This is a genomic window from Aeromicrobium panaciterrae (assembly GCF_031457275.1).
GTDB lineage: Bacteria > Actinomycetota > Actinomycetes > Propionibacteriales > Nocardioidaceae > Aeromicrobium > Aeromicrobium panaciterrae_A.
Map to the genome: position 1 here is coordinate 53,533 of NZ_JAVDWH010000001.1, position 24,155 is coordinate 77,687.

General features: G+C 62.8%; 26 protein-coding genes. 6 read left to right on the plus strand and 20 right to left on the minus strand.

The features are described 5' to 3' along the window. Nucleotides 1-30: 30 nt before the first annotated feature. Nucleotides 31-1,716 (plus strand): GAF domain-containing sensor histidine kinase, encoded by a 1,686-nt coding sequence (locus tag J2X11_RS00235; protein WP_309965087.1) that lies wholly within the window; start codon nt 31-33, stop codon nt 1,714-1,716. Here the strand turns inward: J2X11_RS00235 and J2X11_RS00240 are convergent. Beyond that, entirely contained in the window at nt 1,668-2,192 is a 525-nt protein-coding gene (locus J2X11_RS00240; protein WP_309965090.1) for a hypothetical protein, read from the minus strand. The genes J2X11_RS00235 and J2X11_RS00240 overlap by 49 nt on opposite strands. 141 nt (nt 2,193-2,333) lie before the next feature. Here J2X11_RS00240 and J2X11_RS00245 point away from each other — a divergent pair, with 141 nt between their 5' ends. Continuing rightward, a complete protein-coding gene (locus J2X11_RS00245; protein ID WP_309965095.1) occupies nt 2,334-3,218 on the plus strand; it encodes a potassium channel family protein in 885 nt (294 codons plus the stop codon). Nucleotides 3,219-3,433: 215 nt separating this feature from the next. On the opposite strand, the gene J2X11_RS00250 is transcribed toward J2X11_RS00245, so the two are convergent. Next, complete coding sequence (locus tag J2X11_RS00250; protein ID WP_309965098.1) at nt 3,434-3,850, minus strand: DUF1003 domain-containing protein; 417 nt, start codon at nt 3,848-3,850, stop codon at nt 3,434-3,436. A gap of 89 nt (nt 3,851-3,939) precedes the next feature. Between J2X11_RS00250 and J2X11_RS00255 the strand changes: the two genes are divergently transcribed. After that, nucleotides 3,940-4,368, plus strand: coding sequence for a pyridoxamine 5'-phosphate oxidase family protein (locus J2X11_RS00255; RefSeq protein ID WP_309965101.1), 429 nt, complete (start codon nt 3,940-3,942; stop codon nt 4,366-4,368). 32 nt (nt 4,369-4,400) lie between these two features. After that, nucleotides 4,401-4,883 carry a DUF2231 domain-containing protein gene (locus tag J2X11_RS00260; RefSeq protein ID WP_309965105.1) on the plus strand — a complete coding sequence of 161 codons (483 nt, stop codon included), beginning with the start codon at nt 4,401-4,403 and terminating at the stop codon, nt 4,881-4,883. A gap of 8 nt (nt 4,884-4,891) precedes the next feature. Here J2X11_RS00260 and arcC read toward each other — a convergent pair whose 3' ends face one another. The 12 genes from arcC to J2X11_RS00320 form a co-directional block, all read right to left on the minus strand. Further along, nucleotides 4,892-5,911, minus strand: coding sequence for a carbamate kinase (gene arcC, locus J2X11_RS00265; RefSeq protein ID WP_309965108.1), 1,020 nt, complete (start codon nt 5,909-5,911; stop codon nt 4,892-4,894). Further along, nucleotides 5,911-6,852: an ornithine carbamoyltransferase gene (gene argF, locus J2X11_RS00270; protein ID WP_309965111.1), complete on the minus strand. Its 942-nt coding sequence runs from the start codon at nt 6,850-6,852 to the stop codon at nt 5,911-5,913. Before argF ends, arcC begins: the two co-directional genes overlap by 1 nt. Nucleotides 6,853-6,949: 97 nt before the next feature. Further along, a complete protein-coding gene (locus J2X11_RS00275; RefSeq protein ID WP_309965115.1) occupies nt 6,950-8,176 on the minus strand; it encodes an arginine deiminase in 1,227 nt (408 codons plus the stop codon). 1 nt (nt 8,177) lies between these two features. Then, nucleotides 8,178-9,596, minus strand: a complete 1,419-nt coding sequence (locus J2X11_RS00280) for an amino acid permease (RefSeq protein WP_309965117.1) — start codon at nt 9,594-9,596, stop codon at nt 8,178-8,180. A gap of 56 nt (nt 9,597-9,652) precedes the next feature. Further along, a complete protein-coding gene (locus tag J2X11_RS00285; protein WP_309965120.1) occupies nt 9,653-10,225 on the minus strand; it encodes a flavodoxin domain-containing protein in 573 nt (190 codons plus the stop codon). A 1-nt stretch (nt 10,226) separates the two neighbouring features. Next, on the minus strand, nt 10,227-11,072 hold the full coding sequence (locus J2X11_RS00290) for a universal stress protein (RefSeq protein ID WP_309965124.1): 846 nt from the start codon (nt 11,070-11,072) through the stop codon (nt 10,227-10,229). Nucleotides 11,073-11,219: 147 nt separating this feature from the next. Then, the gene (locus J2X11_RS00295) at nt 11,220-11,861 is read right to left on the minus strand and encodes a response regulator transcription factor (protein WP_309965127.1); all 642 of its coding nucleotides are present in this window, start codon (nt 11,859-11,861) and stop codon (nt 11,220-11,222) included. Nucleotides 11,862-11,964: 103 nt separating this feature from the next. After that, nucleotides 11,965-12,804 carry a universal stress protein gene (locus J2X11_RS00300; protein ID WP_309965129.1) on the minus strand — a complete coding sequence of 280 codons (840 nt, stop codon included), beginning with the start codon at nt 12,802-12,804 and terminating at the stop codon, nt 11,965-11,967. Nucleotides 12,805-12,823: 19 nt separating this feature from the next. After that, nucleotides 12,824-13,495: a GNAT family N-acetyltransferase gene (locus J2X11_RS00305; RefSeq protein WP_309965133.1), complete on the minus strand. Its 672-nt coding sequence runs from the start codon at nt 13,493-13,495 to the stop codon at nt 12,824-12,826. Nucleotides 13,496-13,673: 178 nt separating this feature from the next. Beyond that, complete coding sequence (locus J2X11_RS00310; protein WP_309965135.1) at nt 13,674-14,897, minus strand: hypothetical protein; 1,224 nt, start codon at nt 14,895-14,897, stop codon at nt 13,674-13,676. Next, nucleotides 14,894-15,454, minus strand: coding sequence for a hypothetical protein (locus tag J2X11_RS00315; protein ID WP_309965138.1), 561 nt, complete (start codon nt 15,452-15,454; stop codon nt 14,894-14,896). Before J2X11_RS00315 ends, J2X11_RS00310 begins: the two co-directional genes overlap by 4 nt. A gap of 240 nt (nt 15,455-15,694) precedes the next feature. Continuing rightward, nucleotides 15,695-17,686, minus strand: a complete 1,992-nt coding sequence (locus J2X11_RS00320; RefSeq protein WP_309965141.1) for a zinc-dependent metalloprotease family protein — start codon at nt 17,684-17,686, stop codon at nt 15,695-15,697. A gap of 244 nt (nt 17,687-17,930) precedes the next feature. Between J2X11_RS00320 and J2X11_RS00325 the strand changes: the two genes are divergently transcribed. Further along, on the plus strand, nt 17,931-18,311 hold the full coding sequence (locus J2X11_RS00325) for a VOC family protein (protein ID WP_309965144.1): 381 nt from the start codon (nt 17,931-17,933) through the stop codon (nt 18,309-18,311). Here the strand turns inward: J2X11_RS00325 and map are convergent. Both map and J2X11_RS00335 read right to left on the minus strand, forming a co-directional pair. Continuing rightward, on the minus strand, nt 18,308-19,075 hold the full coding sequence (map, locus tag J2X11_RS00330; RefSeq protein WP_309965147.1) for a type I methionyl aminopeptidase: 768 nt from the start codon (nt 19,073-19,075) through the stop codon (nt 18,308-18,310). The genes J2X11_RS00325 and map overlap by 4 nt on opposite strands. After that, on the minus strand, nt 19,072-19,449 hold the full coding sequence (locus J2X11_RS00335) for a hypothetical protein (protein ID WP_309965150.1): 378 nt from the start codon (nt 19,447-19,449) through the stop codon (nt 19,072-19,074). Before J2X11_RS00335 ends, map begins: the two co-directional genes overlap by 4 nt. Before the next feature lie 20 nt (nt 19,450-19,469). Between J2X11_RS00335 and J2X11_RS00340 the strand changes: the two genes are divergently transcribed. Further along, nucleotides 19,470-21,197, plus strand: coding sequence for an FG-GAP repeat protein (locus J2X11_RS00340; protein WP_309965153.1), 1,728 nt, complete (start codon nt 19,470-19,472; stop codon nt 21,195-21,197). Between the two features lie 13 nt (nt 21,198-21,210). On the opposite strand, the gene J2X11_RS00345 is transcribed toward J2X11_RS00340, so the two are convergent. From J2X11_RS00345 to J2X11_RS00360, 4 genes are all read right to left on the minus strand, one after another. Next, on the minus strand, nt 21,211-22,014 hold the full coding sequence (locus J2X11_RS00345; RefSeq protein ID WP_309965156.1) for an SDR family oxidoreductase: 804 nt from the start codon (nt 22,012-22,014) through the stop codon (nt 21,211-21,213). 2 nt (nt 22,015-22,016) lie between these two features. Continuing rightward, the gene (locus J2X11_RS00350; RefSeq protein WP_309965159.1) at nt 22,017-23,231 is read right to left on the minus strand and encodes an acyl-CoA dehydrogenase family protein; all 1,215 of its coding nucleotides are present in this window, start codon (nt 23,229-23,231) and stop codon (nt 22,017-22,019) included. Beyond that, a complete protein-coding gene (locus tag J2X11_RS00355) occupies nt 23,231-23,692 on the minus strand; it encodes a MaoC family dehydratase (protein WP_309965161.1) in 462 nt (153 codons plus the stop codon). Before J2X11_RS00355 ends, J2X11_RS00350 begins: the two co-directional genes overlap by 1 nt. 88 nt (nt 23,693-23,780) lie before the next feature. Then, nucleotides 23,781-24,149 carry a hypothetical protein gene (locus J2X11_RS00360; RefSeq protein WP_309965164.1) on the minus strand — a complete coding sequence of 123 codons (369 nt, stop codon included), beginning with the start codon at nt 24,147-24,149 and terminating at the stop codon, nt 23,781-23,783. Nucleotides 24,150-24,155: the final 6 nt, after the last annotated feature.

The window sequence follows — 24,155 nt, forward strand, 5'->3', positions numbered from 1 at the left end:
TAGGAGCACCGATTGACAATGAGGAGGGACATGGGCGCAAAGCGTCCAAGCCCTGACGGCCCGCAGCTTGAGTCCGAGGTCTTGTTAAGGCAGTTCGTCGAGCAGGCTGGCGAAGTCATGAGCGCGCAGGCGCGCCTCCGAGAGCTCATCCGGGTCAACAATGACCTGACGAGCAACTTGGATCTCCCCACGCTGCTGCGCCGCATCGTGGAAATCGGCGTCGACCTGATCCAGGCGCGCTACGGCGCGATGGGCGTGGTCGGCGACGAGCGACGTCTTGAGCAATTCATCCACGTCGGTATGGCGGACAACATCGTTGCCCAAATTGAACACCTGCCAGAGGGCAAGGGGCTTCTCGGCGCACTCATCGACGACCCGCAACCGGTGCGCCTCGCATCCATATCTTCAGATGCAAGATCCAGCGGATTCCCGGCCCATCACCCACCGATGGACAGTTTCATCGGAGTACCGATTCGAGTGCGCGAGAAAGTCTTCGGCAATCTCTATCTGACTGACAGCAAGAACGGCCAGTTCTCCGCGGATGACGAAGAGCTCGCGCAGGCGTTGGCAGCGACAGCAGGCATCGCGATCGAGAATGCCCGACTGTTCGAGGATTCTGAGTACCGAGCCCGCTGGTCGACGGCTCTGGTCGACGTGTCGCGCCGACTCATGTCGGCCGACGAGGGAGACGAACTTGACGCACTGATCGAGCGACTCCGCGATCTGGCACAGGCAGACCTGGTGAGCGTCGCGTTGAGCCCAGGGTCAAGTGACGAGCTCATGGTTGAACGAGCAGTCGGTCTTGGCGCCGACTCTCTGCTCGCCTCTACCTTCGCCGTGGAAGGGACCTCTGCAGCCGAGCCGATGCGCACCGGCGAGCCGGCCATCGTTGGCAATCTCTCCCTGCACCCAGCGCACGGATTCGACGAGCAGACTCAGCTCGGCAACGCGATGATCATCCCGTTCAGCTCGAGCGAGACCGCTACAGGCGTGCTGTGTGTAGCTCGCACAAGCGACAGGCCTCCGTTCGCTCCACGAGACCTCGACATGGGGGTGTCCTTCGCTGGCCACATCAGCCTGGCGCTGGATCGCACAGAGATTCACCTGACGCGTCGGCGTATGGAACTGCTCGAGGACCGCTCCCGCATCGCACGCGACCTCCATGACCATGTCATCCAGCGCCTCTTCGCGACCGGTCTCAACCTCCAGGCCACGGCGGCCGGAGCCGACGCTGGCACGGCCGACAAGATCATGGATCAAATCCGAGAGATTGACGGCGCCATCGCCCAGATCCGACAGAGTATTTTCGCCATCAGGCGCGATGCCGAATCCACCTCGGCAAGCCTCCGGGCGCGGATCCTCGAAATTGTCGACCGCTCAGGCGATCAGTTGCCCAACAAGCCGCGCGTCACCTTCCTCGGACCCGTGGACCTGATGGCTGACGCCGCGCTCACCGACGACGTGTCGGCCGCGGTCACCGAGGCTCTTGCCAACGCAGTACGCCACGCTGAAGCTACCCACGTGCAGATCAGCGTCTCCGCGATCGCTGGCAGGGTGACGATTGAGGTCATTGACGACGGGGTTGGACCCGGCAAGACCCCACGTCTCAGCGGTCTGGCAAATCTCCGAGATCGGGCCGAAGCGCGTGGTGGAACTTTCGAGATTCTTCAGGCCGCGGGCGGCGGAACTCGTGTCGCATGGTCTGTTCCTGTGTGAACATGCATTCCCTCGCCCGGTGGGACGATCGAGAAGATTCCTGCAATTGGTCCGGCAACGCGTACCACCTGGCCAGTTGAGTTCACCTCGACCAACAAGCACTTAGTGTGTCGTCGCAGCCGTGCCAGCTGAGGATCGGAAAGACGTTCGATCACGGAATCCGACACTTCAACGACCAACATGTCGGACTTCTCGGTCGCCACGACCAGTCTGTCGCCGGCAGGACCCAGCAGCTCGACGACGTCGAGCGGGACCTCAGACGACGCTTCCTCCATCCGTGCAGGAGCCACGTCGATCGTCGCAGGACGTCCCAGCGCAGACCGAAGCGCATAGGCAAGCGCACCCTTGTAGCGCCCTTCGAAGATTCCGACGGTGATATGAGGGAGTGCGAACTCCTCTCGCTGCTCGTCAGACTCGTCTTTCGTGCTGGCCGCGCTAGTCCCCCTACTGACGTCAATGGTCTCGTTGATGGTCATGTCTCGACGCTAGCCACGAAGATGCGCCGGGCTGAGTGCCAAAGGTCCTCGCTCAGGCGGACGAGTGACCCTGAAAGGCCGCGCACGACGAACGCCACACTGAACGGGTGATGACGACCGTTTGGGCAACTCAGGCGTGCCATGAGTGACCTCGCCGCGTGGTTGGTCAGCCTTGCTGGCTGTCTCGTGCTTGCATGGGTGCTCCGTGACATCTTCCGAACACTCGCCCGGCCCGGAACTCAGGGATTCGTGAGCAGGGCTGTGCTGAGGCCGATCTGGAAGATATCCAGGCATCGCCGACGTGCGTCGCTTGCCGGGCCTGTCGCGATGCTCGGTGTCATCGCAGTCTGGGGTCTGTTCGCCGCCCTCGGATGGGCTCTCATCTACTGGCCACAGATTCCGTCAGGATTCACTTTCATCTCCGAGCCGCCGCGCGGGCTGCTGCAGACCTGGCTCGAGTCTGCGTACATCTCCCTAGTGAACATCTCCACATTGGGCCTCGGCGACGTGGTTCCCAGCAACGGCTGGCTGCGGATAGTTAGTCCTCTGGAGGCGCTGTTTGGGCTCGCCCTGCTGACAGTTGCCCTGTCCTGGGTGATGCAGGTCTACCCGGCACTGACGCGCCGGCGAACTCTCGCGGTACGACTCAACCTTCTCCGGCGAGCGAGAGCACGCGAAACAATCGCGGAGCTCGATGCGGCAGCGACAGTGCAACTTCTCGAATCGCTCACTAAGAGCGTGATTGACGTACGAGTAGATCTTGAGGAGTACGCGGAGATCTACTTCTTCAGGGAGGACGACGCCGACGCGTCGCTACCCGCAAACCTCGGATATGCGGTCGAGCTACTCGAAGCCGCCGGGAGTTCGAACTCGCCTGCTGTGCTGTTGGCGGTACGCGTACTTGCCGCCGCCCTGGACGACCTTGCCGAATCCGTTGACGCCAAGTTCCTTGACCTCAGCGGCAGCCGGGACGAGGTGTTCAGCGCCTATGCCGCCGACCACGGTCACAGCCACCGGCAGGCGTAGGACCAAGGTCCTGGCGAGTGGTGCTCAACGACTGTGTGTTCGCCCTTCAACTCTCGAAATAGTGGAATCAGCGAGCCCGTCGGAGCCGTGAGGTGGCAGGACCACCAACCCCCCAGACGCGGGGAAGACGGGCACGCCGCGAAGGCGGCCGCGTATGAAGGGAGCAGGACATGAGTGCACGTGACGTGATGGTGGAGGGAGCTGTCACGCCGCAATCACGACGTCCGCTGTTCAGGATCGTCGATGATGCGCCGATGAAGTTCGGTGGTCAGGACATGGATGGCGCGGGTCAGTTCCGTGTTTGTCTTGAGCTCGAGCTCCTGCTCGACGAAGTCGTGGTCCGCCTTCGCTCTTTGGAACTCGGCCTGGCGGTTCTGCCCGATCATGACGAACGTCGACAGGAAGATCGCTTCCAGCGAGACCACCAGCGTCAGAGTCGGCCACGGGCTCGACTCCGCAAGCAGCATCCACAATGCGAACGCCACGACGTGCGCATACACGAATGGCATGGACCCCGCGAACGTCGTGATCGCGTCCGCGAGACGCAGCTGAACGTCGGCCGTACGGCTCTGATGAAAGGCCAAGACAGCCGGGTGTCCCCTGTCTTCACCACCAGGAATCGATTCGCTCATTGCACTCCTTCGTCGCTCACGAGGTACGACTGCGCCAAGTATGCGGTCCGTCGCGTAACGACGGCGGACACCGACCCGAAAGGGCTGTCATGACAACTCACGAGGACCTACGGCGAGGCAAGATCATCGACATACCTGAAGACGAGTGCAGGTTCCTTCTGACGACCACAACGGTCGGCAGAGTGGCATTCGTCAACGACGAAGGCCAACAACTCGTGCCGGTCAACTTCGCCGTCATCGACGGCGTCGTCTACTTCCGCACAGTGTCCGACGGATTCCTGGCTCAGCTGGCACGCGGACACGATGATGTGGCATTCGGCGCCGACCACCACGACGACACGTACCGCGATGGTTGGAATGTCACGGTCAAGGGACCTGCGTTGCTGGTTGAGGACCGCGCAACGATCAACATGGTGCTGAGCCACGGCCGCCTTCGACCCTGGGCTGGCGGCGTTCGCCCCCTCGTCATTCGCATCTCGATCAACTCAATCGCCGGACGCCGAGTCTCCGGTCACTGACCCATCCAGTACGACACATCAAAGGACTCGACATGCCAAACGACTTCTTCGGACTTCCACTCCACCCGTTGATCGTTCACGCGACCGTGGTCGTGGTTCCGCTCGCTGCGCTCCTGGTCCTGCTTGCCACGGCAAACAGCAAGGTTCGGCGATGGGCCGGGCCCCTTCCGCTGGCTGCCAGCGCGCTCGGGGTCATCCTCGTACCTCTGTCGACGTCGACCGGAGAGACGCTCGAAGAGCATGTAGCCGAGACGGCACTGCTCGAGAAGCACACCGAGATGGCCGAGGCCCTGTTGCCCTGGATGATCGCTCTTGCCGTGGTCGCGCTGGCGAGCTACGTTCTGCACCGGCGCAACGGGGAGACACCGGCCACCAGCCGGGCGATTCCCACGATCCTCGTCGTTGCGGCTCTCGTCGCCGCAGCAGGAACCACTGTGCAAGTCGGTCGGATCGGTCACAGCGGCGCAGAGGCCGCCTGGGACGACGTCAACATGAACTCCAACGGCCGAGAATAGGCGGCCGATCAACCGCGTCCCGGTACCCCCGTCGGCACATCCGAAACGACACGGAGATGACGCGGAGAAGGGCCGGATGCCGGATCTGAACCAGGCGACTCATACTCGATTCCCCGTACGCGATTGGTCACCAATGTGCCTGATTCGTGGGCGAGTACCGCATCAATCTGCGTCAAAGAGCCGATCACACAGTCGCCTCTCCCCCCGCGAACAAATTGCTGAGCGGCCGCAATCTTTGGACCCATCGAGCCTGCGGAAAAGGAGATCGCGTCAAGAGCATCAGGGTGTGCGCGAACGATCAGGCGCTGGGTGGGCTTGCCCCAGTCGACGTACGCACCGTTGACGTCGGTCGCGATGATCAGCTCGTCTGCGTTCAGGTCACGCGCAAGCACCGCGCTCGCGAGGTCCTTGTCGATCACCGCCTCAACGCCGGCCATCACGTCGGCAGCGCTGTCGAAGGTTGTTGGAACACCTCCGCCGCCCGCACAGATCACCACGCCACCTTCACGCAGCAGCCACTCGATCGGCTTTGTCTCGAGGATGCGGATCGGCATTGGCGAGGGCACGACCCGACGTAATGAACCTCCATCGGCCTTCATCACCCACCCGTGTTCCTGAGCGAGCACGGCCGCCTGCTCCATGTTGTAGATCGGTCCGACAAACTTCGTCGGGTCTTCGAACGCCGGATCCCTTGGATCAACGACTGTTCTCGTCACCAATGTGGCGATGACCCGATCGTTGCCGATGCGGTTGCCGAGCTCTTGCTCAATGAGGTACCCAATCATTCCCTCGGTCTGGGCGCCCAAGACGTCGAATGGGTAGGCGCTGACATCGTCATACGCAGCAGCCTGCAGCGCAAGCAGACCGACCTGCGGGCCATTTCCGTGTGAGACGACGAGCTCGTGGTCAGCCGCGATGCGGGCCAATGGTCCGCAAGCGGTAGCGATCGATGCGCGCTGATTGGCGATCGACATCGGCTCGCCGCGCCGAAGGATCGCGTTCCCGCCGAGTGCGACGACGACCCGCATTAATCCTCCAAAGTGGCCACGAGCATGGCCTTGATGCTGTGCATACGATTCTCCGCCTGATCGAACACGATGGAGCTGTCGGACTCGAACACCTCATCGGTGACCTCGAGGCTCACCCGACCTGTCTGCTTAAAGATCTTCTCGCCGATCTCCGTTCGGCGGTCGTGGAATGCCGGGAGGCAATGCATGAAGGCCGTGTCCTTGCGACCGCTCAGGGACATGAGATCGGCGTTGACCTGGTAGTCGTTCAGCAGTTCGAGACGTTCCGTCCAGACCTTTTCAGGCTCGCCCATCGACACCCAGACATCGGTGTAGACGAAGTCGACGCCCTCAAGGCCGCGACGAGGGTCGCTGGTCTGGAGGATCGTTGCCTCGGTCTCACGAGCGATCGCGGTCGCCGACGCCATCACCGACTCTGAGTTCCACAGGGACTGCGGACCCACCATGCGAACATCCATTCCGGACATCGCGCCCGCGACCAGCAGGGAGTTGCCGACGTTGTTCCTCGCATCGCCGACATACGCGAACGAGATCTTGTCTGCGGCCTTACCGGAGTGTTCGAGCATCGTGAAGACATCGCACAACGACTGGGTCGGGTGCCAGGTGTCGCTGAGACCGTTCCAGACCGGTACGCCCGATGAGCGCGCCAGATCCTCGACGCTTGCGTGCGCAAAGCCTCGATACTCGATCCCGTCGAACATCCGTCCGAGCACACGACCGGTGTCCTTGACGGACTCCTTGTGGCCCAGCTGAGAACCGGTCGGATCGAGGTAGGTGACATGAGCGCCCTGGTCATGAGCCGCCACCTCGAAAGCGCACCGAGTGCGCGTCGAGTTCTTGGCGAAGACCAAGGCAATGTTGCGACCGACCAGTCGTCGGATCTCGTGCCGCGACTTCTTCTCAGCTTGAGCTCCTCTGTGAGCAGGAGCAGTCCGTCCCACTGTTCAAGAGTGAGGTCGAGCTCCTTGGTGATGCTCTTGCCTTGGAGGCCGAGATGGGTGCGGGGAAGCTCGAAACCGAGCTCCGGATCAAGCAGCGTCATGACGACACCGCCTCTCTGACGATGGGACAGGTCATGCATCGAGGTCCACCACGCCCACGGCCCAACTCTGAGCCGACGACCGGGATGATCTCAATGCCGTTCTCGGTGAGGTACTTGTTCGTGAACGAGTTGCGTTCGTAGCCCATGACGACTCCCGGCTCGACCGCCAGGAAGTTGGTCCCGTCGTCCCACTGCTCGCGCGCTGCGGTCATGCGGTTCATCGGAACCTTCAGTACACGCAGCTTGTCGATATCGAGCGCATCAGCGATCGCCGAGAACAGCTCGCGGTTCTCCTTGACCTCGTAGTGGCCGACGTGGCCGACGGGGGTCAAGGTGAAGGAACGCAGCTCATCGGGCAGGTACGGATAGACACAGAACGCGTCACGGTCGACCATCGTCATCGCGGTGTCGAGATGCATGAACGCCCGCGTCTTGGGCAGCTCAACCACGATGATGCGCTCGGCCGTACGCGTCTCGAACAGGCGTTGGGCCAGCATCTCCACTCCCTGCGGACTGGTGCGCTCCCCCATGCCGATCATGACTGCACCATTGCCGATCACGGTGATGTCGCCGCCCTCGACCGTTGCCGGCTCGTGCTGCAGCGAGTCATTCCCGTACAAGAACGTGAACTCCGAGTCGCGGAACATCGGGTGATAGTTGTAGACCACCTGCGAGTTGATGGTCTCGCGCTTGCGGGCCGGCTTGGACATCGGATTGATCGACACCCCGCCGTAGATCCATGCCGAGTTGTCGCGCTGGAACAGATGGTTGGGCAGAGGCGTGAGAAGGAAGTCCTCGTCGTCGAGGTACTCCATCAAGAGGCTCGAGGCGTGCAACAACGGCGCGATCTCGCGCTTGAGGACACCGCCGATCAGCATGTCGGCAAGGTCGACTGCGGCGGTGCCACCGACCAGAGCGTCCAAAGGCGCATCGAGTGCCGGGCCGAACCGGGTAGCGGTCGTCAGTTGGTCCTGGAGAAACTCCCGCGCGCCAGGTTCGTCGAGCGCTGAGGCGAGCAACTCCTCAAAGTGGTGGACCGTGGTGCCACGCGCCCTGAGCTGAGCGACGAATCCATCGTGCTCCTCTCGCGCGCGCTCGGCCCACATGACGTCATCGAACAGAAGCTCATCAACGTTCCCTGGCGTGAGCCTCGACAGTTCGCTTCCGGGACGGTGCACGATGACCTCGCGCAACGCCCCGACCTCCGAGTCGACATGGAACATGTCAGGCAACCGTCTCGTCGTACGCGGGAACCTCGAGCGGCGCTGTCATGTGGCCACGCTGAGCGAGGTAGACCGGTACACCGAGGAGCAGCGCGCCACCGGTCATGAGGAACGGACCCCAGACGACGTACCACGAGGCATCGACGTTCTTCGAGTAGTAGATGAACGCGATGGCCGCCACCAACGATGCTGACGCCACGACGACGTCCCGTACGAAGTGCGCTGCGTTGCCGACACTGCGGTCCTTGAACCGCCAGACGAGCTGCGCCAGGGCAGAGAATCCGAACGGGATCGCGGCGGTGATACCGGTCATGAGGACCAGCGTCGTGAAGACCGTGGCTCCGTTCGCGCCCGAGAAACTGATCAGCACTGCGATCGAGGCGAACAGGGTCGACGAGACGATTCCGAAGACGGGAGCGCCGTTCTTGGCGAGCACGGCGAACTGCTTCGGGAAGAGCCCGTCCTGGGCTGCAGCGCGAGGCATCTCGGCGCAGATCATGGTCCAGCCGTTCAGCGCGCCGATACCGGAGATGATGACCGCAATCGCGACCAAGTCTCCCGACCAGGTTCCGCCGAAGATCGTGTTGGTCGCCACTGCGTAGGAGGCCTTGTTCTCGTCCAGGGCGAGGGCGGTCGTGGGCAGGATGCCGAAGACCGCGATGAGCGACAACATGTACACCACTGCACTGCCGAGCGTCCCGAAGACTGTCGCACGGGGAACATTGTGTTTGGGGTCGCGCACCTTCGCTGCGGCAACGGCGGCCGTCTCGACACCGAGGTAGGCAAACAGGCAGATCGCCATCGCGCCACCGATGGCTGACATGTTGGTGTCGCCGCTGGTGTTCCACGGCGTGAAGTTCGCCGAGCTGATGAAGAACAGTCCAACCGTGGCCAAGAAGACCAACGGAAGGAACTTGAGCACAGTTGTCACGACCTGAAATGCACCGACATTGCGGAGACCGGTCAGGTTGACCGCAGCAGGGATCCAAAGGCCGACGAGAGCAATCAGGATGCTGGCAGTCGTGCTGCCACCCTTGTTGATGAAGTGCTCAACGTAGTAGACCCAGCCCACTGCGATTGCGGCGTTGCCGGCCCACGCCGTGATCCAGTACGACCACGCGTTGCCGAAGCCGACACCGTTGCCAAATGCGGTGCGCGAGTACGCGTACGGTCCGCCGTCAGCAGGAATACGTCGGCTCAGTGCGGCGAACATGAAGGCAAATGCCAGCGCGCCCACGGTCGCGACCGCCATGGCCACAAGGCTGATGGGGCCATACGAGGCGAGTGAGTAGGGAAGGCTGAAGATCCCCACGCCGATGATGCTTCCGACGATGAGCGCCGTCGATTGCGACAGCCCCATGTAATGGTCGGGAGTGCCGGCTCGTTCAGTGGACTTCGGGGGTTCGATCAAAGTGGCCATGGTTGCTCCTGGTAGCGATGTATAGGACCAACACTGTCCGCGTTCGACGTGATCCTTCAGGGGCTGATGCCCTGACCCGGTGTGCCTTTGGTCCCACGTAGGACGCGGGAAGGATTGGCGCCGAGTTCAGCCGCGATGTGGTTCGACCACGCGTCGACGACTGACCAGTCGCGATGATCTCCGGGCAGGGCGTGAACGCCTTTGACCACGATGCGCTCGATGAAGCTGAGATGAGTGGTGTCGAGCTTGCCCCCGAACACCATGTGCTCATCTGCCTCACCCAGGGCAGCCAGGGCATCGGCCGAGATGACCTGGGCGTTCTCCGATTCGATTTCGGAGATTGGGCCCGTGCTGAACAGGAACAGGTCTGTGGGCGGGTTGTCTCGCAGGTAGTCCAAAGCCTTCGCCGCTGAATGCATCCAGTGGCCGTAGTAGATCGCGCTCCCGAGGACAACGGCGTCAGCATCGTCAAAGACCCGGAAATCGCAAAGCTCCCCACGGATCACGTGCCAGTGTTCGGGCAGTGCCAACGTAAGCGTCGCGGCAATGCGGTCGGCGATTTCGCACGTTCCACCGTGCCGGCTCGCGGCAGAGACAACGAGAGTCTTGACGGGTGACGGGCCACTCATCTCAGGCGCCCGGGTAGTCAGCCGGAACCACAGCCACGGCACAGCCTGCGTGACGCAGCAGGTTGAATGCCAGCGCTCGAGAGATCGCAAACGGCATCGTGCCCTGATGCGGCCGTCCCACGACGACCAGCTCGGCCCGATCCGTGAGGCCGGCCACCACATCTTGAGGGTCGCCTACCCCGAAGGCAAGTTCGACGTCCACATCGGGGAATTCGGCCCGCCACCCGGCCAGGATCTCGGACATGTTGGCTTGAAGATCTGCCACGTCCCCCACCATGGTCGCTGGAGGCACTGCATGGATCACATGCAGCGTGGTGTCCCGAGCGCTGGCTTGCTCGAAAGCGAAACGCAGCGGGCCAACCGCGGCAGTGTCTCCGTCGAGGGTCACGACCACGTGGCCGTCGGGTGATTCACGATCGTGAGATTCCGGTACGACAACCACCGGGCACGGCGCATGAAGCGCGAGGTAACCGGCGATCTTGGTACGTAGCAGCCGGGCGTACCACTGAACGTCGTCAGCTCCCAGAATCAGCATGCTCGCGTTCGCGGCGGCGCGTTCAAGCGTGTGGATCGGCTCGTCACCCGACAGGATGAATTCAGCATCGGGATTCCCGAGCTCTACCTTCACGAACTGCTTGGCATCTTCGAGTACGAACTGACCCGCAGCCTGCATCGAATCCGAGACATCGACCCCGGCAATCAGTGCTGTTGCTAAGTCGGTAAGCCCAGTTGCGTGGATCACCTGCATGCCTGCGTTGGCGAGACGCGCCTGCCGCGCCGCAAATCGCAGAACTTCTGGCTGCTTTCCGGCGACACCGGCCACGACGGCCGGGGTGACGATCTTCATGAGTCCTCCTGGAGCGAGTGCATGCCTCCACGATGAGACTCAAGCGTTCCGGCCGACATGGCCTCCCGACCACGATTCTCGGGACCAAGGTCCACGGGTCCAACGATCAGGAGCAATGACGTCTGCGCGTGACTCACCGCGCGATCGTCAGTTGTCGTCGAGGATGCGGCTAGCGAAGACGGCAGCCTGTGTACGGCGTTCCAGCCCAAGCTTTGACAGCACGTTCGACATGTAGTTCTTGACCGTCTTCTCGGCAAGGAACAGTCGTTCACCGATTTGACGGTTGGTGAGGCCTTCTGCGACCAGCTCGAGGATCCGCCGTTCCTGAGCCGTGAGCGATTTCAGCTCCTCCGGCTCTCCGGGCGCACCTTCCCTCAGCCGCTCCATCACCTTCGCCGTCACGCTGGGGTCGAGCAGAGACCCGCCTGCCGCGACATGGTGGACCGCGGCAATGAGGTCCTGGCCCGTCACTTGCTTGAGCACGTAGCCAGCCGCACCGGCCATGATCGCCGCGAACAGCGCCTCGTCGTCGTCAAACGAGGTCAGGATGATCGCCTTGATCTCAGGGTGCGTCGACCGAATCTGCCTGCAGACCTCGATGCCACTGCCGTCCGGCAGACGAGCGTCCAGAACCGCGACGTCCGGCTTGAGTGCGGGGATACGCGCCAAGGCTGCTGCCGCTGTGCCGGCTTCACCCACTACTTCGATGTCGCCAGAACTCTCGAGCAGATGCTTGAGACCCGTACGCACCACCTCGTGGTCGTCGAGTAGGAAGACGCGGGTCGCCATGGATTCTCCTTCGATGCTGGGTCTCACCATTATGGAAGCACGGATCTAGGCGATCGAGGGCCGAAGGTCCCAATGCTTTCACCCACGCAACGACCGATTCATCTCATTCACGGTGTTGGACCGGGACTACCGCCACCGGACAGGCGGCGCGAGCGATGACAGCTCGTGCCAGCGAATGCGAGGCGAGCCTGATGGGTTGGACGGTGTGGGGCTGGCCGAGGACAAGCAGGGCCGCGTCTTGCGCCGCGACCATCGCAACGTGCTGGCGGCTTCCATGGTCAACCACCATCGTCACGGGGACGTCTCGGTAGGTCTCGGCCCATTCCTCGACAACGTCCTTCGTCGAGTGCCACCGCTCATAGTCGTACGGGTCTTCGGCGGCCACGTGCACGATCTTGACGGGTGCATCGCGTGTCACTGCCGCATCGAACGCAAACGTGAGGATTGCCCGGGCCGATTGGGGGCCGTCCACGAACGCGACGATCTGCTCTCGGCCCTGAACTTCATGCCAATCCCTCGGCACGATCACGACTGGACAGTGCGAGTACTCGGCCAAATGGTGTGCTGACCGACCCTCATAGAGACGGAAATACCAAGGCTTGATCGGATCCTGGCCTATCACCATGAGTCGCGCAGTCTTGCTCTCGCGCTCCAGCACGTTCGGCGGCACCCCGCGAGAAAGTACGCACTTCACGTGACCGGGCCCCCCGTGTGTACGCACGTGGCTCTTCGCTTGGCGAAGAATGTCCTGGCCATCGAGTCGAAAGGCAGCCGGAATGTCATATCCATACGGCGACCCGAGCGCATTGGGAGGGACTGTGTACGCGTGCACCAACCTCAGATCGGCACCCAGACGTTCGGCCTCGGCAGCTGCGTATTCGAGCACGCTGAACTCATGGTCGGTGACGCCCACCGCAACTGGGAGTTCCCGCCCGGTCTTCATCGCGGTTCCGATGTCTTCATCAAGCTCTCCCGGGTCGACGTTTCCATGCCTCAACCGTGCGTTCTGATTCCCGATGGGGCTTAGGGTCCGATCGCCTCGATCTGAAGGACCTTGGACCCGTTGGCACATGCGATTCGGCCAGCGCATGGCGGGCCAAACTTGCCGATCTGGTCGCTTCGGTGTCCTGCGTGCTCATGCGCACACTGATCTCGTCGTGATCGGAGTGGAGCTCGACGCGGTAGCCAGCATCGCGGAATACGTCGATCATCGGATGATTGATCGCCAGTACGTCAGCGACGAAGGTCTCCACTCCGCAATGCTGAGCGTCCCTCGCGGCACGCTCCAGAAGGAGAGTTGCGGCGCCCAGGCCGTGAGCCTCATCTGCAACGAGGAAGGCGATCTCAGACGTCGTCGGGTCGCACACCTCAACATCTGCGATACCGAGGATTGCCCTGTCGCGAACCAAGACATATGTCGTGACCGCCGCAGACCTGTCGAAGAGATGATCGACATGCCGCGAGACCACAGCACGACCCAAGGTGAAGAAGCGCGTATACGCACTTTGATCGCACACCGAGGCAAACAGCTGTGTGACGGCAGGCCTGTCGGAATCACGAAGACGTCTCACCAGCGCGCGGCTTCCGTCCAGCAGGAGAACGTCATCAACTTTCTGCTCTAGTCGCGTGGTCATGCTCCTACCGTCCAGCCGGCGGTTGGCTGACACAACGGCCCGACGGACCAGCCAACAGGGACCACCGGCCCTACCAAATGGTCGAACGGTAGACGTGACAGTGGGGACGGCCCTCTCGGAGGCCGCCCCCACCGTGCTTTCAGGAGATCCTGGGAAGGATCAACCGCTATGTCACCAGCTACTCGTCAGCTCGATATTTCACTGAGTCGTACCGGCGACGCCGTCGCAGAGAAGGAGTAATTCTCTGAACGACCTGAGTGATCCGACGATGGGCACTCCCATGCCGCTCGCCACTTGCGGATTCACCCGTGAATTGAGCCCCACTGCTGACAGCGGGCGTCACCTGCTGCGATCGCAGGATGCTGACGCCGCAGACCAAGAACAGTGCAGCAAGGAGCGCGAGCAGCCATGAAGGCCCGCCCGTGTCGGGTAGCAACGGCGTTCCCACCGTCACAGCACATGCCTCGACCGCGACCGGTGTCTTGGTCGTCGCATTCACGACAACCGGTTCACCGAGCGACCAGGTTCGAGTTGCCGCATCAAGCACCCAGTTCGTCGTCGATGTCGACGTGATCGTGGACTTGAATGCGTCACCACACTTCTGGCTGTCGCTCGTCGTCACCGTTGCCGCAGGCTCCGGCGGTTCTGGCGGTGGGCACTCCTCCTGCGTTGCGTCTGCAACGTCGGAGCTGGTTGTCACCCATGGGGTCCAACCGGTCTGGGCCCACGCCCACGTGGCCTCCGTGAAAGCAAAGATGCCCTCGCGTGACTGGTGATCCGTCGTCGTCGTGAAGTTCTCACAATTTGGTGTGTTGACGACGTCTCGTACTTCAGCGAGTGAAGCTGGCTCCGGTGGCGCGTCACATTCTTCAACGGTGACGTGCCGAGAGTCAGTCCCGGTCACTGCCCAGGCACCCGGAGTTCCCGGTACCCACGAGTTGGTTGCCTCGACGTAAACGAACGGAATCGACCGAGCCGAATGAGTCGTCGTGACCAGCAGTGTTTCGCAGTCCGGCGTACTCACATCGTCCTTGGTCTCGACCGTCGCAGGCGGCTGGGGAGGAATCGGCACGGTGCCACAGGGACCAACGGTCCCTGATTCTGTGCTGCTGAAGCCACCGTCGAATGCCTGAACAGTTGCCGACCACGAGGTCGACGCTCCGCCCTGTGGTACCGGGATCGTCATGTTGAGGGTGTCGCCGAATGTTCCGTTCGTCGTCGAGCCCCCGATCGTGGCCGTCCAGGTGTTGGCCTTCGTGTCGTCGTAGTTCGTGCCACCGAGGTGAACCCCGGAACACGAAGCACTGATTGACGGCACGTGGGCCGATGCGGCCCCCATCCCGCCAATCATCAATCCGCCAAACAGCGTCAGGACTATCCCCAACGCACTTGATCTCTTCATCTCGTCCCCTTCGAATGACTTCCCGCACGCCGATCGGCGTGCGGTCCGCGACAGAGACGACTGCCGAAGTGTGAGGGGAGGTGTGGCGCGCTGTATTCGTCAGCTGCCACCCAGAGCAAATCGGCATCGCCTGCCTCAGTGGTCGACACGAGCACCAGCACCTGATCGTCAACCAGTCGGCCGAGGATCGCCCGCCGGCTCATCAGCGAGTCATTCCGCTGGGGCAGGAGGCGCCCACCATTTTCAGAAGTGGGGACACACAAAATGACAACGTGGGCGAGCTCCACCAGCCGTGGGTCGACGCTCAGCTGGAAGTCCGGTGCAAGAAGCGCAGCCTCCAGCCTCAGGCGATCCTCCGGGTCGAGCACGCTCACTCCCGCGCCGATGGCAATCAACCGCGTCGCAGATTCGTCGAGCCCAACGACTCGACTCCCAGACGCATGGCGCCCCAAAGCTATCCGCAGGCCGATCGGACCCAGGCCCACCACGGCGTAGTCGTAAGCGCGTTCCAGCCGTGACTCACCGAACGAGTCGGTCACGGGAAGTCGAGGAATCATGGCGGGGTGACGCCGCCTTTCGGTCGCCGGGCTGCGTGCACGAATCGGCGCGCTAGTCCAACCGTCGCGGGTCCGCCAGACCTCGAGCAGGCGATGCGGGAAGTGCTACGGGAACCACGCGGGATGTGTGCGGACTGCTGGCGGACTCGGCGGAATCCGCAAGTCCGACGCCTCGCTCAGTAGCGACCAGCCGGAACATCCCAGCCGATGAGGAGTGCCACTTTCGTCACGCGGCTGGAGTTACGTGACCTTTTCGGTCAGTTCCGACATCAGGCGCATCGTCGTAAACCCGGTCTTGTAGCCCGTCACCCGCACCGAGATCTGCTTGCCCTTCCGGTACTTCGAGATCGTGTACGTCTTGCTCGTCGCCCCGCTGATCGCCACACCGTCGGCGTACCAGCGATATTTGAACGAGGTACCGGATGTCCACGTACCTCGCAGCGCTGTCAGGGTTCGGCCCACTGTGACGGTGCCGCTGATCCTGGGCGTCACGGAGATGAGAGTGCCAACCTGCACCTCAGCTGCTTCCGACGTGTGCGAACTGCTGCGGAAGCCGGGCTTGTCGCCCGTCACGGTCACGGACAGGTTGCGCCCGAAGTAGGCGCCAGGCACGACGTACGTCTGGCCAGTCGCCCCCGAGATCGGGTTGCCGTCGACTCGCCACTGGTACGTGAACGTGACGCCGCTGGCCCAGGTCCCCTCGACGGCCGTCACCGTGCTTCCACTCCTCGGAGCCACACCGTCCGCGAACGTCATCTCGGGCACTGCTGATGGCGACACCGGATCTGCTGCCAGCTCCAGAGTCACTCGTGCACCGGTGGAGCCGTTCAGCGAGTCAGCAATTACGCGGAGCCCGCCAGACGAGCTCGTGAACGATGCGCCACTGGACAGATAGGCGAAGTCGCTGGAGCCCTCGCGCTCGGTCAGCACCTTGGTCTGTCGACCTGGGGTCTGCGCTGTGTACTGGGTGATGACAACCCCCGGCGCGTAGCGGAACGAGGAGAGTCCGCCTCCATTCGAATAGAAGGTGGAGCCATCCCGGCCCGTGCCCGAGCGGTACTCGACGAAGTACTCCGCGGACGTGAGCGGATCGACGACCCTCAGACCGCGTCGCCCAGAAGAGTCAGATCGCGGCTTCAGATCCACTGTGGTCACACCACGGGCCACCACGTCACTCGTCGTGTCGCTGAGGCCGAGGAATCGGCGAGCCACCGTTTCGAGCGCTGGGGGCGCATAGTCGTTGATCGCAAAACCCATCACGCTGAACGCGTTGTAGTAGCTGAACGTCGAACAGGACGACAGGCACTGCTCCAAGTTGGCATGACCCAGACCGAAGTTGTGCCCGAGCTCGTGGGAACCGATCTGCGTCGCCCCTGTACCAGCCGACACGATCACCTTGCCGCCGTCGTTGATCGACGTGCCGACGGTGCCGATTCCGGCAGCTCCTGCGCAGTCGGCAGGCACCATGACCATCAGATGGTTGCCGTTAGCGCCGAAGGTAATTCCTGGGTACTTGCTCGCCGCCTCGTCCCAGATCGCATTGTGACCTCCAGCCAGACCACAGTTGTCTGAGGCGGTGACGGCTGACGCGTACGTCTTGGTTCCAGCGACGGAAAAATCGGTGATCGCGCCGGCAGACTCCGTCAGCCAGTAGTTCCTCATGGCGGTGATCGCGCCCGATGTCGAAGCGACGGCACCGCGATTGCTCAGAATGGCCACATACACGCGATGCGCACTGGGCGTCACGGCAGCGGCTGCTGGCTCGGAGACGGTCGCGCTCGCGACCGGCACGGGTGACTGCTGCTCGGAAGCAAGATCGAGCGCGGTCTGACCGTCGTCGCTCTCCGCATCAATCGTCTCGCCGGGGCTGACGGCGACTCCTTCATCCCGAAGGTCGCTCGCCAACTCACCCGTCACTGCGATCTCACCCTGGAATTCGCCACCGTTCGGGGCCGACTTGCCGAACGATGCCGGCACCGGGATGACACCGCCATCCTCCATACGCACGCCGTACTCGTACGTGGCGCCACCGTTCTCGCCGAAACCGTCGATGACGGTCGTCTCGAGGGTTCCCTCAACGTCTAACGTCGCAGCGTCCGCGTAGCGGGGGTTGTCGTACGAGAGGTCACTGTCAGATCGAAGTTCAGCAGATGCGGCAGAAGGCGCCATGAGCGCTCCAGCCGCAAGGATCGCTATCGCCGCTGGCAATACAACCAAGCTTCGCGAGTTCATCTCGGCTCCCTCAAGCTTCAGATCCGCTCGCAATTTGCGGGCGTCCGCATCCCCTCCGCACATCCTCCGCAAAAGAATCCGCATTGTTATAGCCCGAAGGGACCATTCATAACTAGTCCGGCTAGTCCCAAATGGGGGTGATGTGGCGCGCGCGACCAAAATCCTTGAGATAGGCCTCTTGCTGCCGAGCCAAAGTGGGAGGAGGCTTCAGGTCAGCAATTCCGTCAGAACGGAGGGCGAATCAGTGATTCCAGAACCGATCATCACCACGATCATTCAGGTGAAGGATGGACCGAGTTCAGTCGAGTTCTATCGAGACCGCCTCGGCCTCAGCCACAAAGGGGCAAACGCCGAAGGCCAGGAGATGTTTGCTCTCGCCGGCGGCGCATTGCTTGCACTCTCGCCGGGACCAGACGCAACGCCGACCGGTCGTACCGAGATCTCGTTCGAGGTTTCGAACATCGAGAGCGAGATTGCCGAACTCCACGGCAATGGAGTGGAGTTCGCCGACTACGACCTGCCGGGCCTCAAGACCATCGACCACATCGCCGTGTCAGGCTCGATGAAGGCGGCCTGGTTCGAGGACCCGGACGGCAACGTCCTCTGCCTCCACGAATCGCTCTAGGTTCGGGCAGTCATCACGATCGGGTCACCCTCGGTGATCGCGATCGTGTGTTCGACGTGCGCTCCGCGCGAGCCGTCGGCGCTCCGAATGGTCCACCCATCCGGGTCCATGACGATCTCATCGGTCGTGTGCAGGAACCACGGCTCGATGGCAATGACGAGGCCCGGCTGAAGCGCGAAGCCACGGCCCGGCCGACCGTCATTGGGAACGTGCGGGTCACCGTGCATCGTGCGACCCACGCCGTGGCCGCCGAACTGGGTGTTGACCAGCAGCCCGTGCGATCGACCCACCTCACCAATCGCGGCTGAGATGTCGCCGACCTTGTTGCCAGCGCGGGCGACGGCGATGGCGGCATCCAACGCTTCTTGCGCGTGCGCGATGAGCTGTACGTCCTCGTCGCGCGGAGTGCCGACCGTGACGCTCACCGCGGAGTCACAGACCCAACCGTCGACCGAGACGGCGAAGTCGAAGCTGGCGAGGTCGCCGTCCTTGAGCTTGTAGTCATGCGGCAGACCGTGCAGAACCGCATCGTTGACCGACGTGCAGAGCACCTTGCCGAACGGCATGGCGCCGAAGGACGGGTGGTAGTCGATGTAGCAAGACTCAGCTCCACGCTTGCGGATCATGTCGTGAGCCAGGGCATCAAGCTCGAGCAGGTTGACTCCGACATCCGCTGCTTCGGACAACGCCGTGAGTACTTCGCCGACGAACTTCCCCGCCGGTCGCATCTCGTCCAGCTGGGTTGGGGTGAGGAGCTCGATCATGAATTGTCTTCCTGAGCGAAGATGCTGATCCGGCCGAGGAAGTGAGCCAGAGTCACTGCGGTCATACCGGCAGCGGCCATGATCGTGTCCCGGAAGATCACGTCGGGACCAGAGCTGAAGATCGACGCCACGAGGAGCGCGCCACCGAGGAGCCCCAGGGCGGCTGCGGCGTGCGTGACTGGAACGCGCACCTTGGCAGACTCCCAGTGCACGTAGTAGACGCCGGCGAGCAGCCCGGCCGCGGCAATCACGAGAACACGGAGTCCCGGAAGGGCACCCGGCGACCAGTCAACGTCCGCGACGACGTCAGCGGCAAACAATGCCAGCACCACGAAGGTGGCCAGGAATGACAGCAGGTGCCAACGAGTCTTCACGCACTGAGTCTATGTGGGGCGTGAACTCGAGAATTTCGGGTGATGCCGACAACTATTGGAACCTGCTGCGCATCTCTGTAGGTGACGGCGGCTCCATGGGGGGCACCCGCACCGAGAACCAGGAGATCTTCATGAAGCAGCAGACATCCAGGTGGATGCGTCAGGAGGACAGAGGCATGCTTGCCCGTATGACCTCTTCCACTCTGCGTCTCACGTTGGCCGGCGGCCTGATGGCCAGTGGACTCACGCTGGCACTCGCTTCCCCCGCAGCAGCATTGACCTGCTCCTCGGGCGTCGAGGGAGACGTGAACGGTGACGGCCGCGCAGAAGTTGCGGTCAGCGAGGCAGGGCGTTCGTACGGCAAGGGCGCTGTGCACGTGTTCTACGGTCGTACGACTGGACTGGTTGCCGCCGCATCCGGCACCGCCTTGGACGACCAGTACATCGATCAGGAGACGTCCGGCGTTCCGGGCGCAGGCGCGGACTACGACCGATTCGGCTCCGCCTTGGCTTTCGGTGACTACAACAAGGACGGTTGCGCCGACCTCGCTGTGGGCGCTGACTCGGACGGTGACGCGGGCACCATCTTCGTCTTCTATGGATCCAAGACGGGCCTGAAGACGACCGGCAGCGTGCGCCTCAGCAATGAGCAGGTGCTCGGCAGCGCGCCGGGAACACCCAAGGATCAAGGCTTCGGTTCGATCCTGGTCGCAGCTGACCTGAACGACGACGACGTGACCGATCTGGGGATCGGCGTGCCGTCGAAGTTGGTTGGCGCGGAGGGCCGCGGCACCATCGCGGTGCTCTTCGGCGGTACTGGCGGACTGGGCACCGCAAACAAGACCGTGCTCGATCGAGCCAGCGTCGGAATGGCTGCTGACGACTTTGAGGTCGGCAAGTCGCTTGCCGTCGGCGACTTCGATGGCAACGGCATCCAGGAGCTCGCGTTCGGCCTGAACGAGGGCAAGCTTCAGATTCTTGAAGCCGGCGCTGGCGGTTTTGTCGCAAGTCAGGGGCCGCTCTCCGGTGAAGACGTTGGGGTCGACGACTTCATCGCTGACGTCGACGGCGAAGGCGACAAGTGGGTCTTCGGCGACATCATTGCCGCAGGCGACGTGGATGCTGACGGCGATGACGACCTCGCCACCGGTATGCCCGCCAAGGGCAACGGTGGAACCGTGGCGCTCGTGAAGGGTACGTCTTCAGGTCTGACCGCGACTGGTGTGGCGAAGTGGGGCCAGGGAACGATTGGTGTGGTCGGCACTCCCGGAGACAGCGACTCCTTCGGGGCGGAGCTCGCGATGGGCAGGCTGGATGCTGGGCCTACCGACGATCTGGCGATTGGAGTTCCGTTCGACGAGATCAATGGCAACGGTGGAGCCGGTTCCGTGAACATCCTGCTCGGCGGCCCGACGGGTCTGTCCTCCGCTGGCGAAGGTGGCGCTCGCTACCACCAGGACACAGCGGGCGTACCCGGCACAGCCGAGGACATCGACGTCTTCGGCCGAACCGTGTCGATCGCGAACGTGCAGAGCAAGACCCAGGGCAGTCTCATCATCGGTGTCCTGCGGGAGAAGATCGGCACGATCGAAGCGGCGGGCCAGTTCCACCAGCTCTCGATCATGGCTGGCGGACCGAAGGGCACCAACAGCACCGCCTTCAACCTCGACAGCGTTGGGGTCAGAGGGGATTCACGCAAGGGGGCCGAGTTCGGTCGAGCACTGAGCGGCTCGGGGCGCTTCTACTAAAGCCGGAGTGCAGTCAGCCCTCGAGAGACGCCCGGAAGCGTTGCATGCCACTGATCCAGTGATCGGTGTCTGCCGCCTTCCGGGCGTACATCGTTCCCACGTCGGGGTGTGGCAGCGCGAAGAACCGGCTCTCCGCGATCGCCTCAAGTAGTACGTCGGCTACCGCAAGCGGCTCAAGGGTCTCGCCGGCACTGGTCACCGACTTCATGCCGAGCTTGCCCTCGTCGCTGGCCGTGGTCTCGCCGCCGAGCAACATGTCGGTGCGTACGCCCATCGGGCACAGGCAACAGACTTGGACACCCAGATCGCCGTACGTCGCCGCCAACCATTCGGCGAAGCCGACCGCTGCATGCTTGCTGGTCGAGTACGTCGGCGAACCAAGCTGGGTGAGCAGACCAGCCGCTGATGCCGTGCTGACGAAGCAACCAGCACCGCTCTCGAGCCACTGCGGCACGAGCGCCCGAGCCGCGTGAACGTGCGCCATGACGTTGACGTCCCACGAGCTCGCCCACTCTTCATCCGTCGCCTCGAGGCCAAAGCCACGGAACACCCCAGCGTTGGCGACAAACAGATTGACAGGATCACCAGCAGCGGCGATCAAGGCGGCGACGTGTGCAGGATCTGAAGCGTCGCCCGCGACATGGGCCACGCGGCCGGGGTGGTCGCCGTCGAGACGAGTTGCCGTTGCCTCGAGTCGAGCAGCATCCAGATCGCCGATGACGACCGAAGCACCCGCCTCCAGCAGTCGCTGCGCGATCGCCTCACCGATGCCACTGGCAGCACCAGTGACGACGGCGTTGGCGGTGCTGACGTCCACGGTCAGCGGTGTTTCTTGAGCTCGGCGCGAGCCAGCGAGTTCTTGTGCACCTCGTCAGGTCCATCGGCGAAGCGCAAGGTGCGCATACCGGCAAACCACTCGGCCAGCGGGAAGTCCTGACTCAGGCCGCCTGCACCGTGCACCTGGATCGCCTTGTCGAGAATCCAACCGACGGTTTCCGGAGTCGCGATCTTGATGGCCTGGATCTCGGTGTGTGCACCGCGGTTGCCGGCCTTGTCCATCAGCCAAGCGGTCTTGAGAACCAGCAGGCGGAGCTGCTCGATCTTGACCCGCGACTCCGCGATCCAGTCGCGTACGACGCCCTGGTCAGCGATCGGCTTGCCAAAGGCAACGCGCTCGGAGGCGCGCTGGCACATCATTTCGACGGCACGTTCAGCGATACCGAGCGAACGCATGCAGTGGTGGATGCGGCCTGGTCCGAGACGAGCCTGAGCAATGGCAAAGCCTTCGCCTTCGGCGCCGATCAGGTTGCTGGCGGGCACGCGTACGTCGTGGAACTCGATCTCAGCGTGACCACCGTGGTCGCGATCGTTGTAGCCGAACACGTGCATTCCGCGCTTGATGTCGAAGCCAGGGGTGTCTCGCTCGACCAGGATCATCGACTGTTGGCGGTGGCGCTCGGCCGACGTATCGGTCTTGCCCATCACGATGAAGATCTTGGCGTTGGGGTTCATGGCGCCGGTGATCCACCACTTGTGGCCATTGATGACGTAGTCATCGCCGTCCTTGACGATCGACGTCTCAATATTGGTGGCATCTGACGAGGCCACCTTCGGCTCGGTCATCGCGAACGCCGAGCGGATCTCGCCAGCGAGGAGCGGCTCGAGCCACTTCTTCTTCTGGTCGGGAGTGCCGAACATGTGCAGCACTTCCATGTTGCCGGTGTCGGGTGCTGCGCAGTTGACCGCGGCCGGAGCAAGTTGGATGCTGCGGCCAGTGATCTCCGCGAGCGGCGCGTACTGAAGGTTGGTCAGCCCGGCACCGTCGTCGCCGGGAAGGAAGAAGTTCCAGAGCCCGCGCTTCTTGGCCTCGGCCTTCAGATCTTCCAGGACAGCAGGCGGGGACCAGGAGTCCTCCTTGATGGCGGCCTGCATCTGCTCGTGAGCGAGCGGCTCAGCCGGATAGACGACCTCGTCCATGAACGCCTCGAGCTTGCCGATCATCTCGACGGTCTTGGCGTCGTATTCGAAGTCCATCAGCTTGCCGCAGCCATCACGTAGACAACTTCTGCGACGAGGGCCGGCTTCTCGACTCCCTCGATCTCCATGACGAAGCTGATGATCGCCTGCGTGCCGATCGCGATCTCGTTGGTCTCCTTGAGCGTCGCGACTCCGCGTACGCGCGAGTCCACCGGGACGGGCGTCGGGAAGCGGAGCTTGTTGGCTCCGTAGTTCATGCCAAACGCCAGGCCCTGGATGTCATAGATCTGCTCGGCGAGGACCGGCAGAAGCGAGAGCGTCAGGTAGCCGTGGGCGATGGGCCCACCGAACGGACCCTTGGCCGCTGCCTCGACATCGACGTGGATCCACTGGTGGTCTCCGGTCGCGTCAGCGAACGCATTGATCTGAGCCTGGTCGATCGTGTGCCAGTCACTTGCACCGATCTCTTCACCGGCGATTGCCTTGAACTCGTCGAGACTCTTGAACACGCGGGCCATGCGAAACCTCTATCACTGTGCTTGAACGGGAACTAAGCGCTTGCTTAGTTCGCACCCTAGTACGGCAACAGGGCGCCGCGCCAGAGCCTCAGCGCACGAGCTCGGAGACTCCCGCAACGACCAGCAGCACGATCGAGATGACATCGGCTCGGACGACTCGCTTCATGGAGTCGTTGATGCCGGGGTTGCTGCCCGCGATCGCGAGGAACGCGACATCGCTGACGAGGACCGCGCCAATGACATATGGGCGGGCTTCGCCGCAGAAGATTGCCGCGATCAGTGCCGCGCCGAGCAGCCCGAACAGAACAGCGCGGTGCACCAGTAGGACTGTGAGGTCAGGTCCCTCGACTTTGACGTCGTACATCCGGGCAACGTGCGCTGGGCCGAATGCGCCGACGAGTGGCAGCAGATGAATCAGGGCCGATCCGGCCAGGCAGACGATGATCACGGTCTCCATCGCCTC

What these genes read in the sequence shown, in the direction of transcription:
- J2X11_RS00235 (WP_309965087.1), top strand. Translation starts at nt 31, where the DNA reads ATGGGCGCAAAGCGTCCAAGCCCTGACGGCCCGCAGCTTGAGTCCGAG.
- J2X11_RS00240 (WP_309965090.1), bottom strand. Translation starts at nt 2,192, where the DNA reads ATGACCATCAACGAGACCATTGACGTCAGTAGGGGGACTAGCGCGGCC.
- J2X11_RS00245 (WP_309965095.1), top strand. Translation starts at nt 2,334, where the DNA reads ATGAGTGACCTCGCCGCGTGGTTGGTCAGCCTTGCTGGCTGTCTCGTG.
- J2X11_RS00250 (WP_309965098.1), bottom strand. Translation starts at nt 3,850, where the DNA reads ATGAGCGAATCGATTCCTGGTGGTGAAGACAGGGGACACCCGGCTGTC.
- J2X11_RS00255 (WP_309965101.1), top strand. Translation starts at nt 3,940, where the DNA reads ATGACAACTCACGAGGACCTACGGCGAGGCAAGATCATCGACATACCT.
- J2X11_RS00260 (WP_309965105.1), top strand. Translation starts at nt 4,401, where the DNA reads ATGCCAAACGACTTCTTCGGACTTCCACTCCACCCGTTGATCGTTCAC.
- arcC (WP_309965108.1), bottom strand. Translation starts at nt 5,911, where the DNA reads ATGCGGGTCGTCGTCGCACTCGGCGGGAACGCGATCCTTCGGCGCGGC.
- J2X11_RS00275 (WP_309965115.1), bottom strand. Translation starts at nt 8,176, where the DNA reads ATGTTCCATGTCGACTCGGAGGTCGGGGCGTTGCGCGAGGTCATCGTG.
- J2X11_RS00280 (WP_309965117.1), bottom strand. Translation starts at nt 9,596, where the DNA reads ATGGCCACTTTGATCGAACCCCCGAAGTCCACTGAACGAGCCGGCACT.
- J2X11_RS00285 (WP_309965120.1), bottom strand. Translation starts at nt 10,225, where the DNA reads ATGAGTGGCCCGTCACCCGTCAAGACTCTCGTTGTCTCTGCCGCGAGC.
- J2X11_RS00290 (WP_309965124.1), bottom strand. Translation starts at nt 11,072, where the DNA reads ATGAAGATCGTCACCCCGGCCGTCGTGGCCGGTGTCGCCGGAAAGCAG.
- J2X11_RS00295 (WP_309965127.1), bottom strand. Translation starts at nt 11,861, where the DNA reads ATGGCGACCCGCGTCTTCCTACTCGACGACCACGAGGTGGTGCGTACG.
- J2X11_RS00300 (WP_309965129.1), bottom strand. Translation starts at nt 12,804, where the DNA reads ATGAAGACCGGGCGGGAACTCCCAGTTGCGGTGGGCGTCACCGACCAT.
- J2X11_RS00305 (WP_309965133.1), bottom strand. Translation starts at nt 13,495, where the DNA reads ATGACCACGCGACTAGAGCAGAAAGTTGATGACGTTCTCCTGCTGGAC.
- J2X11_RS00310 (WP_309965135.1), bottom strand. Translation starts at nt 14,897, where the DNA reads ATGAAGAGATCAAGTGCGTTGGGGATAGTCCTGACGCTGTTTGGCGGA.
- J2X11_RS00315 (WP_309965138.1), bottom strand. Translation starts at nt 15,454, where the DNA reads ATGATTCCTCGACTTCCCGTGACCGACTCGTTCGGTGAGTCACGGCTG.
- J2X11_RS00320 (WP_309965141.1), bottom strand. Translation starts at nt 17,686, where the DNA reads ATGAACTCGCGAAGCTTGGTTGTATTGCCAGCGGCGATAGCGATCCTT.
- map (WP_309965147.1), bottom strand. Translation starts at nt 19,075, where the DNA reads ATGATCGAGCTCCTCACCCCAACCCAGCTGGACGAGATGCGACCGGCG.
- J2X11_RS00350 (WP_309965159.1), bottom strand. Translation starts at nt 23,231, where the DNA reads ATGGACTTCGAATACGACGCCAAGACCGTCGAGATGATCGGCAAGCTC.
- J2X11_RS00355 (WP_309965161.1), bottom strand. Translation starts at nt 23,692, where the DNA reads ATGGCCCGCGTGTTCAAGAGTCTCGACGAGTTCAAGGCAATCGCCGGT.
- J2X11_RS00360 (WP_309965164.1), bottom strand. Translation starts at nt 24,149, where the DNA reads ATGGAGACCGTGATCATCGTCTGCCTGGCCGGATCGGCCCTGATTCAT.